The 15,581-nt window shown below is 43.1% G+C and carries 13 protein-coding genes; 8 read left to right on the top strand and 5 right to left on the bottom strand.

What is annotated here, in order from left to right; translation table 11 throughout:
* The first annotated feature begins 59 nt into the window (after positions 1–59).
* Both rsgA and ABWV45_RS07850 read left to right on the top strand, forming a co-directional pair.
* Complete coding sequence (rsgA, locus tag ABWV45_RS07855) at positions 60–1,091, top strand: small ribosomal subunit biogenesis GTPase RsgA (RefSeq protein ID WP_353350391.1); 1,032 nt, start codon at positions 60–62, stop codon at positions 1,089–1,091.
* 56 nt (positions 1,092–1,147) lie between these two features.
* On the top strand, positions 1,148–1,591 hold the full coding sequence (locus tag ABWV45_RS07850; RefSeq protein WP_353350389.1) for a BLUF domain-containing protein: 444 nt from the start codon (positions 1,148–1,150) through the stop codon (positions 1,589–1,591).
* Between the two features lie 87 nt (positions 1,592–1,678).
* Here ABWV45_RS07850 and asd read toward each other — a convergent pair whose 3' ends face one another.
* The 3 genes from asd to ABWV45_RS07835 form a co-directional block, all read right to left on the bottom strand.
* The gene (gene asd, locus ABWV45_RS07845; RefSeq protein ID WP_353350387.1) at positions 1,679–2,515 is read right to left on the bottom strand and encodes an archaetidylserine decarboxylase; all 837 of its coding nucleotides are present in this window, start codon (positions 2,513–2,515) and stop codon (positions 1,679–1,681) included.
* A gap of 68 nt (positions 2,516–2,583) precedes the next feature.
* Positions 2,584–3,399, bottom strand: coding sequence for a sulfurtransferase (locus ABWV45_RS07840; RefSeq protein WP_353350385.1), 816 nt, complete (start codon positions 3,397–3,399; stop codon positions 2,584–2,586).
* A 71-nt stretch (positions 3,400–3,470) separates the two neighbouring features.
* Positions 3,471–5,072: an HDOD domain-containing protein gene (locus ABWV45_RS07835; protein WP_353350383.1), complete on the bottom strand. Its 1,602-nt coding sequence runs from the start codon at positions 5,070–5,072 to the stop codon at positions 3,471–3,473.
* Positions 5,073–5,193: 121 nt separating this feature from the next.
* Between ABWV45_RS07835 and motA the strand changes: the two genes are divergently transcribed.
* Genes motA through ABWV45_RS07820 form a run of 3 tightly spaced genes read left to right on the top strand, consistent with a single transcriptional unit; the run spans position 5,194 to position 7,737 of the window.
* A complete protein-coding gene (gene motA / locus ABWV45_RS07830) occupies positions 5,194–6,045 on the top strand; it encodes a flagellar motor stator protein MotA (protein WP_353350381.1) in 852 nt (283 codons plus the stop codon).
* Between the two features lie 44 nt (positions 6,046–6,089).
* Positions 6,090–7,118 carry a flagellar motor protein MotB gene (motB, locus tag ABWV45_RS07825; RefSeq protein WP_353350379.1) on the top strand — a complete coding sequence of 343 codons (1,029 nt, stop codon included), beginning with the start codon at positions 6,090–6,092 and terminating at the stop codon, positions 7,116–7,118.
* The gene (locus ABWV45_RS07820; RefSeq protein ID WP_353350377.1) at positions 7,075–7,737 is read left to right on the top strand and encodes a FecR family protein; all 663 of its coding nucleotides are present in this window, start codon (positions 7,075–7,077) and stop codon (positions 7,735–7,737) included. Before motB ends, ABWV45_RS07820 begins: the two co-directional genes overlap by 44 nt.
* Positions 7,738–8,088: 351 nt before the next feature.
* Here the strand turns inward: ABWV45_RS07820 and epmA are convergent, their stop codons facing one another.
* Together epmA and efp are read right to left on the bottom strand one after the other, a co-directional pair.
* Positions 8,089–9,021, bottom strand: a complete 933-nt coding sequence (gene epmA, locus ABWV45_RS07815; protein ID WP_353350375.1) for an EF-P lysine aminoacylase EpmA — start codon at positions 9,019–9,021, stop codon at positions 8,089–8,091.
* 182 nt (positions 9,022–9,203) lie between these two features.
* Positions 9,204–9,779, bottom strand: coding sequence for an elongation factor P (efp, locus tag ABWV45_RS07810; protein ID WP_353350373.1), 576 nt, complete (start codon positions 9,777–9,779; stop codon positions 9,204–9,206).
* A gap of 189 nt (positions 9,780–9,968) precedes the next feature.
* On the opposite strand from efp, the gene epmB reads away from it, so the two are divergent.
* The 3 genes from epmB (at position 9,969) to ABWV45_RS07795 (ending at position 15,498) form a co-directional block, all read left to right on the top strand.
* Positions 9,969–10,997: an EF-P beta-lysylation protein EpmB gene (gene epmB / locus ABWV45_RS07805; RefSeq protein WP_353350371.1), complete on the top strand. Its 1,029-nt coding sequence runs from the start codon at positions 9,969–9,971 to the stop codon at positions 10,995–10,997.
* 447 nt (positions 10,998–11,444) lie between these two features.
* Positions 11,445–13,238 carry a cyclic-di-GMP receptor FimW-related protein gene (locus tag ABWV45_RS07800; protein WP_353350369.1) on the top strand — a complete coding sequence of 598 codons (1,794 nt, stop codon included), beginning with the start codon at positions 11,445–11,447 and terminating at the stop codon, positions 13,236–13,238.
* Positions 13,239–13,422: 184 nt separating this feature from the next.
* Complete coding sequence (locus ABWV45_RS07795; protein ID WP_353350367.1) at positions 13,423–15,498, top strand: EAL domain-containing response regulator; 2,076 nt, start codon at positions 13,423–13,425, stop codon at positions 15,496–15,498.
* Positions 15,499–15,581 lie beyond the last annotated feature (83 nt).

Raw genomic sequence — 15,581 nt, 5'->3', positions numbered from 1 at the left:
ACTGATTTACGCTGCAAAGCACTATATAATTCATTTAAGACCAATTTGAACACATATCTATGGCAAAGCGAAAGCTCAGTAAGCGACAGGCTTGGCGAATTACTAAAATTCAGCAAGAACGCAGTGAACGAGCCAACAAAAAAGAAGAACAAATCCACGAAGAACTAGAAGGCAGCGATCTCGGCCCTGAGCAATCCGGCTTAGTCATCGCCCATTTTGGCACCCAAGTATTAGTGGAAGGTGAAAATGGCGAACAAAAGCGCTGTCACATGCGCGCCAACCTAGGTGGCTTAGTCACAGGTGATTCCGTTGTTTGGCGCATTGGTAACGATGAGCATGGTGTAGTGGTGGCCCGTAACGAGCGCGCCAGCGAATTGCGTCGCCCTAATATGTACGGCGAGTTAAAAAGTGTGGCTGCTAACATTGATTACATGGTGATTGTGGTGGCTCCTGAACCTCACGCCCATCGAAACCTCATTGACCGTTATTTGGTGGCTGCTGAAATGAGCGGCATTGAGCCAATCCTGTGTTTAAACAAAACAGATTTAATCAATGGTGAAAACCAAGAGCACTTTTTACATTTAGTGCACGATTACGAATCCATTGGTTATGGCTTTATTCAAGCCAGCAACAAAATAGAAAACGGCCTAGATAACCTAAAAACATTCCTAAAAGACCGCATCAGTGTCTTTGTAGGACAAAGCGGCGTGGGCAAATCCAGTATCATCTCTACTTTATTACCCGATGAAGACATCCGCGTAGGTGCATTGAGCGAGCAAAGCCGCAAAGGCAAGCACACAACCACGACGGCTACCTTGTTCCACTTCCCCAGTGGCGGCGACTTAATCGACAGCCCCGGTATTCGTGAATTTGGCCTATGGCACATGGAAGAACACGAAGTACTTGAAGGCTTTAAAGAATTCAAACCCTTTATTGGTATGTGTAAGTTTCGTGACTGCAAGCACAACGCCGAACCCGGTTGCGCTATCAAACAAGCGTTAGAAGACGGCCACATTAGTGAGCGCCGCTTTGACAGCTACCTGCAAATTATCGAAAGCCTAGATGATGTGGCTATGAGGCCTCACCCTTAATCTGGAAAATTTTACATAACAAGCCATACTGATTGTAGTTCATCAGGATGAATACCATGCAGCTTGTTATGTATATCAGCGATTATGCACGACCAATCGACTGCCTAGAGAAAGATTTATCTGACATACTCGCCACAGCCATAAAACATAATAATTCCGATGAAATTACCGGTATTTTGTTTTTTGATAATGGCAAATTCATCCAAATACTTGAGGGGGAATCTGAACATTTAAAGCCGTTACTGGATCGCATTCAGCACGACCCTCGTCATCAAAACTTTAAACTGCTAATGGATGAACCTATCGATCATCGCGAAATTAACGATTGGAGCATGAAGGCATTTGACTTATCTGCCCACGAACCACAAGACTGGGCATTATTAGAAGATTTACGGGACGCTTACTTAAATACATTTAAAGTTTCAAGTAAACAAATCACCTCTTGGATTGGTCACTTTATTAAAGACTATGCTCGTTTTAAAAAGAATGAGCGTCACTAAAAAAAGAGCCCCGCCAGTGCACCCCCAAGCAATGGGGCGCCTCTAACCGAAGCGCCTTTTCAAAAATTCATTTCAAAGCTGTTTGCATTAAGCAATGGCTTGACCCATTTGCAATGGCGAACCTGCTTGTACCTCTTCTAAAAATTTCAATGCATCTTCAGGGAAGCAAAGAATCACGGTTGAGCCTAACTTGAACCGCCCCATCTCTTCGCCTTTTTCTAGTTTGATTGAGCCTTGAGAGTAATCTTGAGCTTGAGCTTGCTTAGGTAATGGGCAAACCTGTCCAGACCAAACGGTTTCAATGCCCGCGACAATCATCGCACCCACCAGCACCATAGCCATTGGGCCATGTTCGGTTTCAAACATACATACCATACGCTCATTACGAGCAAACAAGCCATCCACCCCTTCGGCTGTGGTTGGGTTAACACTAAACAAATCACCCGGCACGTAAACTGTTTCAATTAATGTACCAGCACACGGCATATGTACACGATGATAATCTTTTGGGCTTAGATAAATCGTGGCAAACTCACCATTTAAAAACGGCTGAGCGCGGTCTTTATCACCGCCTAATAATTCCACTACAGAAAAGTCACGACCCTTGGCTTGAAAGCAACGACCCAATTCAATTTTACCTAATTGGCTTACTGCACCGTCCGCAGGGCTCACCAGTTTGGCATCGGCTATAGGACGTGCACCGTCTTTTAATTCGCGAGTGAAAAAATCGTTGAAGCACGCAAATTCTTCTAAGTCGTCAATTTTAGCTTCATCCATGTTCACGTCGTATTTAGCAGCGAACTTGCTAATAAACGTATTTTTAATAAAGCCAATTTTTGTACTGGCAAACCAACCCACTAAGCGACTTAACGAATGTTGAGGAATTAAGTATTGGCTTAAAACAAATAAGGTATTTTTATTCACTGTGTTTTCCAAAAAAATAAAAAGAAGAATCTAAAACATTAACAATTTATGGTCACTGTAGCTTTTAACTAGCTGTTCGTTTCTATTGGGGTACTTTCATCATTGCCCCATTCACTCCATGAACCTGCGTAGGCTTGAACAGGCCAGCCTAATTCTTTACATATGACATAGGTTAAACCCGAACGACGGTGGGTTTGACAATGAGTAACGATGATTTGCTCCCCATTAATGCCCAACGCGTTTAATTCGGTTTTCACCTCATTTAAATCACGCAATTTTAAATGAGCACTGGTATCCAATGCGCGGCTAAACTCATAGCTTTTGGCACCGGGAAGGTGTCCACCGCGTTTACTGATGGCTTTTTCCCCTGTGTATTCGGCCATAGAGCGGGCATCCCATATTTGAATACTGCTTTTCTCGATGGCTTGCAGTAATTGATTTTTATCTATGGTGACACTGCTATCAATGCCTTCAACGTTGTAGTCTGTCGCTTGCGCGCTATTGGCTTTGCTCTCTACTGGGCACTGTTCTGCCAACCATGAATGTATGCCTCCATTTAAAAAACTATAATGTTTGTGACCAATGGCATCGAGCACCCAGATCATACGTCCTGCCCATGGGCCACCATCATCATCATATACCACCACGTGGGTCTGCGGGGTTAAACCTAAACGGCTAAACAATAAGCTTAAACGCTCTTGCTCTGGCAATAAGCCCGGGGCTGGAGGCACGCCTAGTTGAATATCACTCGGGGGCACGTGAATAGCACCAGGCACATGAGCAGATTGGTAGGTATCGATTTTGCCTAAATCTAAAATAAGTAGGTTTTCATCATTTAGCTTTGCCACCAATTGGCTTGGTTCAATAATCAAGGGTAGGGTCATGTGCGCAGCCTCTATTAATATCTAAGTATTTTAAACAAGCCTGCAGCTTGTGTCAGGTGTTATTCGACTATTTAAGATTTACGCTTGGTATATTGCTCAAGGGCACGGGAAGTACTTTGACACACTGTTTTAAAGGCTTGGTACTCAGTATCTGATATGGCTTGTTCTTGGGGGGATACATCGGCGTACACCACTCCTATGGGTTTACCCAAAGAAAATACCGACATAACCATACAGTTTTTTCGTTTAAGTGTTTTTACCACCTCAGGTTTTAACATATTAATGGCTTGCTCTACATTATTGCTATCAATGCGAAAACTGGCGCTTTTCCCCATAAGTTTGTCGAATAATCGATTCTCTTTTAATTCAATGCGCATGCTACGTATCGGGTCGTCACTTTCGATACCAAAACAATAAACAGGGCGTAAGCAATCCCCTGTTTTATTTAAAATACTAATAAAGCCTCTACCCATGCCAATACCATCTCTTAGGGCTTTATTGGATGCTAAGAAAATATTGTGAATATCATTAAATTCGGAAACCCCTTGATTCAAATGTTCCAACGCTTCAAGCAATATTTTTTTATTCATTGTTCGTGGGGGGGCGTCTACAAGTTGCAACACTCGCTCAGCTTGAACTTTGGGTTTAGCCGATGCTTGCGAGGCTGGATCTTTCTCCCAGCAAATATACCCACGACGTACCCAGCTTGGTTCCTTCAACAACTGTGTTGGCCAAAGTAACGACACCGCTGGAGGCAATATCTGTTCAGCAAGTTGCTTGCGACTCATATCGATGGCCAAATTATGATTGCGTTTCACAACTTGATGTAACTCTTTGCCACTTAAATGAGCCAAAGCAATTTGAACACGTAAACAACGAGGATGCATCCAACCGAACTGAACCTGTTGCGCAAGATGATTCATTAATAACATTAAGGTACTTGGGGCACTTTTCAACCTGCGTAACTGGGTATCCTCGTCGCTAAACATCATATGATTAGGGCTTAGAATTTTTCCCCACTCTCTAAGAGTTGGCCAGTTCGCGCGCTCTAATAGTTGCTGAGATAGATTAGGCAAACGCACTCGCCTACCTATCATTCGGGACACATCTTCTAACAGACAACCGAATAACTTCGCTTCTACCTTGGCACTGGGAAAATGATCATGATGCACCGCAAATTGCCATCGCGTCATTGGCTGATAAGCAACAAACCATAAATACCAATTAGGCGCACCTGATAACATAGTGGCCCACTTCAGTTTTTCGGCGGAACCGCTGTGGGTGTCCGATGCCCAGTGTTCAACTAAACGTCCAGCTAAAGTGCTGTTTGCCTGAGCTTGCAGATAGGCCTTTTGCCGTGCATCACTTTTTAAAAGTGCCATTTTAGGCGCTTGCCTAATGACATCAATTACACCATTCATGCCCAACATGGTGATGACATGATTCAAACTTAGGATTTCTACCTCGCCATTGGCATTTTTATGATTCGCCGACGAAAATAAATACAGGCACAGCACGGGGTCTCGTTCTATGGTGTGAGCCATATCCGCCAGAGAAGCGCCCGATTTTATTTGCTTGGTAAGCAATTGGGCTGACACTTTTAAGATAGGTAATTTCGCTTTTGTGGCTAAATCCAGCCAAGCGTTCACCCCTTTTGGGCTTTTTGCTTCCATTCGATTTGAGGAAAGACCTTTTCTAAACTTAAATTAACTATAGTCGTACTTTGAACAATCGGGCCCATGGATTTCACTTTCGTGAAAAAAGGACAGTAAGGGCCCAGAGGGACACACGGAAATGCTATTCTTAGCTGGCTTTACAGTGGTGGTTTTCAGCGTTATCTATGGCTACATAGGTAGCCATGGTGTGCTGGCTGCACTTTGGCAGCCTTATGAATTTCTGATTATCCTTGGGGCTGGTATTGGCGCTCATATTGTCAGTAACCCCGGCCCAACCCATATTGATACCCTCAAACTATTGCCTCAAGTGGTCACTGGCGGCAAAGCCAATAAAAGTATGTATATGGATTGCTTAAGTTTAATTTATGACATCCTGAACAAAAGTCGCAAAGAAGGCATGATGTCCATCGAAGGGGATGTGGAAAACCCGCAGCAAAGCGGCGTCTTTTCGAAATACCCCGCTATTCAAAGCAATAAACCTCTTGCTGATTTTATTGCCGATTATTTTCGTCTAATTGCAGCAGGCAACATGCAAGCCCATGAGCTTGAAGCTTTAATGGATATGGAAATCGACAGCCGTTTACATGAACTCATCGGCCCTTCTCAAGCAGTTCAAAAAATAGCAGATGCCATGCCCGGCTTTGGTATAGTGGCTGCGGTGTTGGGTATTGTCATCACAATGGGAGCCATTGACGGCCCTATGGAAGAACTTGGCAGACACATTGCGGCGGCTCTAGTGGGCACCTTCTCTGGTGTGTTATTTGGCTACGGTTTGTTTGGTCCAATCGCCAGTAAAATGGAACACATTGCTCACGAAGAAATTAAACTGTATGAATCCGCTAAAGCCACGATTGTGGCGTCAGTGAACGGTTTACCTCCTCAGTTGGCTGTAGAGTTTGGCCGTAAGGTTTTATTTTCTCATGGTCGTCCAAGCTTTAACGAGTTAGAAAGCAAGGTGAGAGGGCGCTAGCATGACGCGAACGCCGGTCCATCCTATATTGCTGGAGTCACTTAATGGATAAGTTTGACCAGCAAAACATCATCATTCGTAAAATCAAAAAAGGCGGCCATGCCCATCATGGTGGTGCGTGGAAAGTAGCCCTTGCTGATTTTGCTATGGCTATGATGGCCCTATTTTTAATTCTATGGTTAATCAACTCATCTAACGAAGAAGAAATTGCCTCAGTGGCTGGTTACTTCAATGACCCAGCTGCGTTTGAGGATGGAAAAAAAGTCCCAAGTAAGTGGGTAATTGATTTAGGTGGCAGCCCTTCTGTACAAAATAATGTGGCCACCAGCGAAACCATAGACCCTACCAAAGTATTACAAGCCGAAGAGATTGAAAGTGCAGCAGAGGCCATTGAACGCTCACGACTTGAGTCCATGGAAGCTGAGTTCAAAGAAAAAATTAATCAAAGCTCCACGCTTAGCCCGTACAAAGATCAGCTTAAAGTGGACATCACCAGTGAAGGATTACGTATTCAAATTGTAGATAAAACCAACCGCCCCATGTTTGACCCCGGCTCGTCACGCTTAAAATATTACGCTGAAGACATCTTGTACGAACTTGCTCCAATACTGACCTCAGTGCCTAATCGAATCTCTATTACCGGCCATACTGACAGTATCGGGAGCAGCAATGCATGGGATGCAGGTAACTGGGAGCTCTCTGCAGGGCGCGCCAACTCAGCACGAAGAGCCCTAGGTGATGCCGGATTACTGGAAGAAAAAATCGCTCAAGTTGTGGGAATGGGGGATAAAGCCCACTTTAACATTGCCGATCCAACAGACCCAGTGAACCGAAGAATCGCAATCGTTGTATTGAACAAACGCACAGAACGTGCAATTGAATCCCGTGCAGGTGGTTACAACGCAGACGAAGACGGGCAGAATACAGAGGGGGATCTAGGGGAGCCTGATCAAGCCCGAGATGGCGCCATTAAAAAAACCGGCAGCCTACTACAAGAACTGCAACAGCGCAGCGAGGATACAAAACAATATGACGCACCACCACCTGACATTCAAGAGGACGCTTTCTGGTAATGTAAAAGCGTATGCGCTAGGGCTGATCTGCCTATTTCTTATCCCTTTTGCGTCGGCTGAGCCCACGGCAAAAGCGGTTCTGGTTAAAAACCAAGTTACAGTTGAATCCACTACTAAACAAAGCAAAAACATTAAACGTGGCCATGAATTACAAGTAGGCGATGTTATTCGCACAGGTGCAGACGCACGAGCTATTTTCCGTTTTTATGATGGTAGTGTACTAACCATGGGCGCAAACAGTGAAATAACCGTCGCCGAATTTAACGCCAGTGGACAATCCAAAAAAGGCACATTCGATTTTGTTAAAGGGGCGTTTCGCATGATAACTGGCGCGATCACAGAAACCGACTCTCCTGACTTTACCGTAAACACCCCTATTGGTTCTATTGGCATTCGCGGCACCGATTTCTGGGGTGGTAATCTAGCTACAGATAACAGCATTGATGTGGTACTTTTAGAAAGCAAACATGTGATTGAAGTAAGCAACCAATACGGTACGGTAATATTAAAAGAACCCAATCAAGGCACGACACTAATGAAAGACAAAGCGCCTCTTTCCACAAGAACATGGCCTGAAGCAAAATTACAAAGGGCATTTAAATCTGTGGCCACTGAGTAGTTGGAGGGAAACGTAACTAACGTTTTCGCTTCGCTTTTTTAAACGATAAAAATAAATGTTCTTCATGCCGGTTTTGAGGAATGATCAGAGCGGAATCCATTTGGATATTTGAAAAGTCTGTTTTCATTTTGTACGGGGCCACCCTACCACCGATACAAGGTTAGATAATCAGACTAACGAAGATATTCACGTAATGAAGTTGAAAAATGTAGGATGGAGTGAACGAGCACCGCGAGTTCATAACCCATCATAAAGACTCGACAATGATGGGTTACGCTTGTACCGCGCCAACCATCCTACTAGCTAACATTAACCCAAAACCTCTAAAAGCATCGTTCAAATTATCTCTCATTAAGCTCTTCCAAACTCAAAACTCACAACCTGTGCAATGCTTTCCACTTTTTGTTTCAGCATCAATACCCGGTCCAAACCAATGGCTACACCTGAACAGTCAGGCAAACCATGTTCTAACGCCTGTAAAAAGTACTGATCCATTGGACGTGAGTGTTCCATTTTTCCTGCTTGTCGATTAAACCGTGCTTGCTGCTCTTGAACATCGGTCAGCTCATGATAACCGTTGGCCAGCTCTAAACCGTTTACATATAACTCGAATCGTTTCGCCAATTCATTATCATTTTGATCAACAAATGTATTCGCCAGTGCCGCTTGCGATGCAGGATAATTGAAAATAAACACCAAGGCATGTTTCGGGAATTGAGGTTCCACTACATGGCTCATGATGATATCCAAACATTCATCACGGCTTAACGATAACTCCGCGCCTACAAATTCGCTTACCCGTTCGCGTAATTCCCCGTCATCAATGGTGAATACATCTATGCCAGCAAATTGATTAAATGCCTGCGCATAGCTTAGCTCCACTCGACGCTGAATATGCAAGTAATCCCCAATAAGTTGAGCCACTTCATCCATTAAACTCTTTAAATCAAAACGTAAACGATAATATTCCAGCATGGTAAATTCTGGGTTATGACGCTTACCCATTTCACCGTCGCGAAACGTTTTGCATATTTGATAAATATCCCCACTACCTGCAGCTAATAAACGCTTCATAGGGTACTCAGGTGACGTGTGTAGATACACTGGGGAGTCACAAGCATTGGCCTGAATAGGTTGCAGGTTTGCATCATCCACCGCAGCTTTTGATAACTGAGGTGTCTCGACTTCTAACACATCGCGCTGTATAAAAAATTCGCGAATATAAGCATTGAGCTTTGCACGTTGCTGTAACGTTTCAATTGAAGCCGATGGTTTCCAAGACATATAAATGCCCTTTAAAAATGAAGAAATAATAAAAACGACAGAAATGAACTAGATATAAAATTTAAGACACTTGAAGCGTTAGCAAAACATAAAATGGTTTAAGAAACGCATAGGGTGCCTATGTAACGAGCTTAAACCATTTTATAACGTAGCATGAGCAACGCTGCTAACTTTACAGCAAATTAATCGCCTTTGGCGCGAGAAACATAATCACCAGTACGTGTATCAATACGCAAAACTTCACCTATGTTAATGAACAATGGTACACGTACAACCGCGCCAGTGGTAAGAGTCGCAGGCTTAGAGCCACCGTTAGCGGTATCCCCTTTTAAACCTGGATCGGTTTCGACTACTTCTAATTCAACAAAATTAGGTGGCGTCACAGAAATTGGACTGCCATTGTATAAAGTCACTTCGTATTTTTCTTGTTCTTTTAACCAGTTTTTAGTGTCAGCAACCGCATCAGGGTGTGCAGGATACTGCTCAAAAGAACCATCTGTGGCCATGAAATGATAGAACTCACCATCTGTGTACAGGTATTCCATGTCGTAATCCATGACATCTGCACCGTCTAGTTTTTCACCAGACTTGAACGTACGCTCCCATACTCGGCCCGTTTTAAGGTTACGCATTTTCACGCGGTTAAAGGCTTGGCCTTTACCGGGCTTAACAAATTCATTCTCTAAGATGGAACATGGGTCACCATCTAACATCACTTTAAGACCAGATTTGAACTCGCTGGTTGAGTAGCTCGCCATGGGAAATCACCGATTAGCTTGAGATTACGAAAATTTAGGGGCGCTATGATACCCCATTACAGCAGTTTTAGGCAGTAGCTAGAAATCAGCATTATTGGACATAGTCATGTGCAAACCCGCCCAAATAGATCAAAATAGCCCTTTTGATGTAATAAACGGCGATTGTCCGTGTTTGGTAGCCCATTTGTCATGAACTCACACCTTGATTCGCAAATTCCCATTCAGCCCATTCTTGGTGAAACATGGCAGCAGCAATTGGCTAATTGCCCATTCAGCGCCCAAGATTTATTAACATGGCTTGAACTACCCCAAAGTTTATTACCTGCGGGTATTGAAGGTGCTAACACCTTTGCTATTCGAGTGCCTATGAGCTTTTTACTGCGCATTGAAAAAGGCAACATTCACGACCCATTATTGCGCCAAGTGTGGCCCTTTATTGAAGAAGGCCAATCTCCTCCAACTGGATTTGTTTTGGACCCCCTAGGGGAAAACCAAAGCAACCCCACTGCCGGTATTGTGCATAAATACAAAAGCCGTGTGTTACTCATTGTTAATGGCAGTTGCGCCATTCATTGCCGTTATTGCTTTAGACGACACTTTCCTTATGCCGATAATCAATTAAACCGTCGACAATGGCTAGAGACGTTACAATACGTGCAGCAGCGCCCAGAAATTAATGAAGTAATTCTAAGTGGTGGCGATCCACTTTCTAGCAGCGATGCCCGCTTGTTTGATTTAATCAGTGCAATTGAAGCCATACCTCATGTTAAACGCCTGCGCATACACTCGCGTCTTCCTATCGTCATTCCAGATAGAGTCACACCTGAACTTGTACAGCGTTTACAAGCGAGTCCGCTAAACATCGTGATGGTGGTTCATGCTAATCACGGGAATGAAATCAGCCTTGAAGTGGGTGCTGCACTCAATACTTTATATCAAGCAGGGATTCATATTCTAAATCAAAGCGTGCTATTGAAAGGCGTAAATGATGACGCGCAAAGCCTCATTCATTTAAGCGAGCGCCTATTTGATGTTCATGTGCTCCCCTATTACCTGCACCTGCTCGACCCTGTGATTGGCGCTCATCATTTTGATGTGCCAGAATCCATTGCTACTAACTTGATGCAAAAAATCCAAACTGAACTGCCCGGCTTTTTAGTCCCTAAGTTGGTTCGGGAGGTGGATGGGCACGCATCTAAAACCAGCATTCATTATTAATTTCTCGCGTATAAAAAAGCGCTTTCGCCCTTTTAAGTTGCCTTAAATTTACAAGGGCTTTATTTTTGTCGAGCTTTGGTTGTTACTGCTTTAAAGTATTTTATGTGGTATCCGCTCAACCATTAACAGATAAAAATCCTAGCAAAATACTAGCTATGCAGGTGGCGTATTCTCACATACAGAGCTACGAATAATAATTATTTATCTTTATGTGGCAATGAATTAATCCCGTAAATCAAATATCATTCCGCAGTTTAACCTCCATTATTCTCCTTTCATGATGCCAAATACGCCAACTTGTTAAAAAATAACCACTTTCTATACTCAGAAATTGGCGAAAAGGTTAGTTAGTTATTACTATTTATTCTAAAACCCATAATGGAGAAAGGAGAGTGTGGATTTACTGCCCACTGCACACCATACTTATGCATAGAGGAACTCATCTTGATGGCTGTAATTAACGAGAGGGCTGTCATGGACGGACTAAATAGCAATATCAAAATTTCAGTCCCAGAGATTCAGCAAAACCGTTTAAGCTTTTGTGATAACTCAATCAGTGGGTTTGAAGCATGGTGTAAAAAGCTGCCTATGGGCAATATTGGCGCAGCGGCTAAATTACTATTTCAAGCAGGTAAAGAACTCAATCAAACTGAACTCAACTCAGCTCTACGCTATAAGATGTTAGAGATAATGCGTACTCAGGTGTATACCATTTGTGAGTTACTCAGTAAGCGATACTTAAATCAGTCTGTCATTCTTAACGATAATGAATTAAAAATTGTAAAACTTGCTCAGACACTTCAAAACCAATTAGCCACAGGGTACAAACATATTATCCTAGAGCTGGCGAATACGGCCTCTAAAAAGAAAAACCACACACCAAAATTGTTAACTTTCGCCATTCACAGGGCCATTAGCGATATTAACCAAACACTTCTTCGTGCGTTTCAACTTTACAGTTCAGCGCCTAAAAATGCTTGGTTAGACTTACACCAATTATACGCCCTGGCTGAATCTAAAAATCTTCAGCTGCATGAAGTAAAAGATAGTCAAACTAAGTTTCGCGCCAACTCCAGCATTTTTGATGTATACACTCGTGCACTGTTACTAGGAAGCAGCAAGCCAAATCAATTACGCCAATCGGAACAGGCAAATTTGTTTGCGGCTACTGAGCTATGGAGCAACTTACTAAAGCTTTCAACGATTAAAGATACGCAAGCCCAGTTCCTTTACGTACAAAATAATGATCGCGCCCCCATCTACCGCTCTTTAGTAAAGTCAGTCCCATCTGGGGCTATACGTACCTTTGATACAACCGAATTAGTCAGCGCCTTGCAAAAGAGCCTATACGCAGAAAAAGTCAAAATAACCATTCCGGGAAATTTATCCAGTGGGTTAATTAACCACTTATTGCATGCTTGGGGCGGCATGAAAGAAAGAAGTTTCCGCCGCATGAAATCTAGTGGTCAAGTTAATTTAGCCATTGGCTTTCTTTCATCTCATTATTTTTGCGCGAAAGAAAAAAGTTTTACCTATTTACTGCAAAAGTGGCATCTAGACTTAGCAGAAAACAAACAAGCTAAAGTCAGTGAAGATATTTGGGATAATAGCTTTGATGCTGGCAACCTATTTACAGGCAACTCAGAAGACATTGAATTTGATAGCGTTGGCTTTTTAGACAAGAATGCCGCAGACCAAGAAGACTCCGGCCCTAAAGGTAAAAATGTTAATGCTCTTATTATTAATACCAGCCCCGGTGGGTATGGTATCAGCTTGAGTAATCCTCCAGCATCCATGCAAACCGGTGAGCTTGTTGCGATAAAAGAGCCAAAGGTGAAAGACTGGTGTATTGGTAGTATTCGTTGGATTCGCACCTTACAGAACCAACCTGCTCAAATTGGGATTGAGCTATTAGCACCAAAAGCAGAGCCTGTTGCCGTTAGGCTACTTAATAAAACAGGTGAACACGGAGAATTCATCAGGGGCATTCGTATCCCTGCGTTTTTAGCGGCTGGGCAAAAGGAAACTCTCGTTTTACCGACCATCCCTTTTAAAGTGGGCAGTAAAGCTGAGATGGCAGATGACCGAATGCAGCAGCGCATTCAATTAACCAAGCATCAAAGTGTATCGAGAAGCTTTGTTCAATATGAGTACCAGTCCCTCACTCAAGTATCCTCTGACACCCAAGAAAGCAGTCAAGACAACCAAGATGAATTTAAGTCTATATGGGATAAACTTTAATCAACAACACCTTGATGGTTATTTTCCGATCAAAATTAAGGTATTCCCTCCGTAAACGGCTAATTTCCTCTGATAAACGGTACACATTTACATTAAAAGCCAAAGTTAACACTTAAAGCCTAGCCTGCAAGGCGCTATAATCTGCCGCCTAACTAATTATAATAAAAGGCATAGGCTCACATTTATGCAGGCTAAAGAAGCGATACGTTTGCTGATTTGTTCAGAATCTCAGCAAGAAGCTGAAACAGTAACCAGCCTGTTACGTAACTCTGGATACCCAACACGAGCCCACCTAATCGAAAACATTGATGGCCTTAAAGCCAAGTTGAACGATCAAGTGTGGGATGTGTGCTTATGCTACCTTGAAATGGAACACCTTTCGGGAAAAACGGTACTGAATGAAATTCAGGGGCAAGGCAAGGATATTCCCACTATCTTTCTGCACGATGAAATAGACAGTATTCAAGCTGAAAAAGCCCTGAAATCAGGTGCCGTAGATCTAGTCCCATCTGGTGAATACAACCATATTTTACAAGTTGTACTACGCGAAGTTAAAAACCTTCACATGCGCCGAGAGTTACGTGAAGCGGCAGCATTGTTGCGTGAATCAGAAAAGCGTTGCCAAGTCCTTTTAGAAAGCGCCAAAGATGCCATTGCCTATATTCAAGATGGCATGCACCTATTTGCAAACGAAAGCTATGCCAAAGTTTTTGGTTACGAGGATGCGGATGATTTATTAACCATCCCCTTAATGGACATGGTTTACAGCAAAGACCAAGGTCGCTTTAAAATATTCCTAAAAGATTTTAATGCAGGCAAGGCCCGTAGCGCAGAATTTCAGTGCAAAATGTTAGACGTTGCAGGTAAAGACGTAGACAGCCGCATGATGTTTGCACGCGCCACTTATGAAGATGAGCCCTGCGTACAAGTTATGATTCGCGCCAATTCAGATAACTTTGAATTAGAAGGTAAGCTTAAGCAAATTAGCTCGCAAGATTTGTTAACCGGCTTATATAACAAACACTACTTTAACGAAAAATTAGCTGACGCTGTTGACCAAGCGGTTATCAGCGGTTCTCACGGAGCCATTGCTTACATCAATGTTGATGCTTTTGGTAAGTGCAAAGGAGAAGTGGGCATTGAAGGGGCCGACATGGTGGTGTGTGACATTGGCCACCTAATACGCAGCAAGTGTCGTGAAGAAGATTTAGTCGCGCGTGTCGGTGAAGACTGCTACGGCATTTTACTGCATGAAAGCAAATCCGAGCAGGCCATTGGTTTTGCCGAACATATCCGTAAAGCCGTTGAAGAGCACCTTGTAGCCGTTGATCAACGCACAGTGCAAGTCACGTGCAGTATCGGTTTGGCGTTAATTAATGAAAGCTCGCGCTCACCAAAAGAAGTGCTCGAACATGCTCATGAAGCCAGTTATTACGTTCGAAAATTAGAAGGTAATGAAAAAGGCAACGGCGTATACCTATACAACCCAGCTGAGCTCGCTAACACTGACAGCGAACGCCTAGAAGCCAAGCTGTTAGACGCCATAAAAAACAACACACTGAAGTTACTGTTCCAGCCAGTCATCAACTTACGTGATGAAACCGGCGAGCATTATGAAACTCTATTACGTTTAGTTGATACTGACGAAACCGATATATCGCCACAAGAGTTCTTAGCCGATGTATCACCGGAGCTTAGGCGCAAATTGGACCGCTGGGTTATCCTAAACGCCGGCAAGCGTTTGGCACAACAGCGTGCTCAAGGTAATGACACACGTTTATTTATTAATTTAACCAATGAATCCTTAATTGATGAAACCCTCATCCCTTGGATTCAAAAACTATTGGCTGCGTCTAAACTACCGCCTCATTCTATTATTTATCAGTTCACCGAAGCTGACGCCATAAGCCACTTGAAACAAGCTCATTCCATGACCCGCTCCATGAATAAACTGGGGCATAAAATTGCTATTTGTCGATTTGGTTCCGCCATTGACCCATTTAAATTATTTGATCATGTTCATACAGATTATGTGAAAGTGGATGGCTCGTTCACGCAAGAATTGAACACTGAAAAAGGCATGGACGGCTTAAAAACCCTATTAAGCAGCATAAGTGAACATGAAAAAGCCTCTATTGTGCCTTTTGTTGAAAACGCCAATATTGTTGCTCAACTGTGGACCAGCGGTGTGAACTTTATTCAAGGGTATTACTTAAGTGGGCCAAGCACCCAAATGAATTACGAGTTTAGCGACGACTAAAACCGTTAAACTGCCATTTTGTAGAATGGGTTTGGCACAAGCTTAACCCTACTTTTTTTAATAGGGTTATAATTGCGCTCTAA

Origin of the sequence: Oceaniserpentilla sp. 4NH20-0058, from assembly GCF_040371755.1 — a bacterium.
Lineage (GTDB): Bacteria > Pseudomonadota > Gammaproteobacteria > Pseudomonadales > Oceanobacteraceae > Bermanella.
The sequence above is the reverse complement of the archived record's forward strand: the minus strand, read 5'-3'. Positions and strand labels throughout refer to the sequence as shown.

Bases quoted from the DNA above. Each gene is read 5' to 3' on its own strand.
- rsgA (WP_353350391.1), top strand. From the start codon at position 60: ATGGCAAAGCGAAAGCTCAGTAAGCGACAGGCTTGGCGAATTACTAAA.
- ABWV45_RS07850 (WP_353350389.1), top strand. From the start codon at position 1,148: ATGCAGCTTGTTATGTATATCAGCGATTATGCACGACCAATCGACTGC.
- ABWV45_RS07840 (WP_353350385.1), bottom strand. From the start codon at position 3,399: ATGACCCTACCCTTGATTATTGAACCAAGCCAATTGGTGGCAAAGCTA.
- ABWV45_RS07835 (WP_353350383.1), bottom strand. From the start codon at position 5,072: ATGGAAGCAAAAAGCCCAAAAGGGGTGAACGCTTGGCTGGATTTAGCC.
- motA (WP_353350381.1), top strand. From the start codon at position 5,194: ATGCTATTCTTAGCTGGCTTTACAGTGGTGGTTTTCAGCGTTATCTAT.
- motB (WP_353350379.1), top strand. From the start codon at position 6,090: ATGGATAAGTTTGACCAGCAAAACATCATCATTCGTAAAATCAAAAAA.
- ABWV45_RS07820 (WP_353350377.1), top strand. From the start codon at position 7,075: ATGACGCACCACCACCTGACATTCAAGAGGACGCTTTCTGGTAATGTA.
- epmA (WP_353350375.1), bottom strand. From the start codon at position 9,021: ATGTCTTGGAAACCATCGGCTTCAATTGAAACGTTACAGCAACGTGCA.
- efp (WP_353350373.1), bottom strand. From the start codon at position 9,779: ATGGCGAGCTACTCAACCAGCGAGTTCAAATCTGGTCTTAAAGTGATG.
- epmB (WP_353350371.1), top strand. From the start codon at position 9,969: ATGAACTCACACCTTGATTCGCAAATTCCCATTCAGCCCATTCTTGGT.
- ABWV45_RS07800 (WP_353350369.1), top strand. From the start codon at position 11,445: ATGGCTGTAATTAACGAGAGGGCTGTCATGGACGGACTAAATAGCAAT.
- ABWV45_RS07795 (WP_353350367.1), top strand. From the start codon at position 13,423: ATGCAGGCTAAAGAAGCGATACGTTTGCTGATTTGTTCAGAATCTCAG.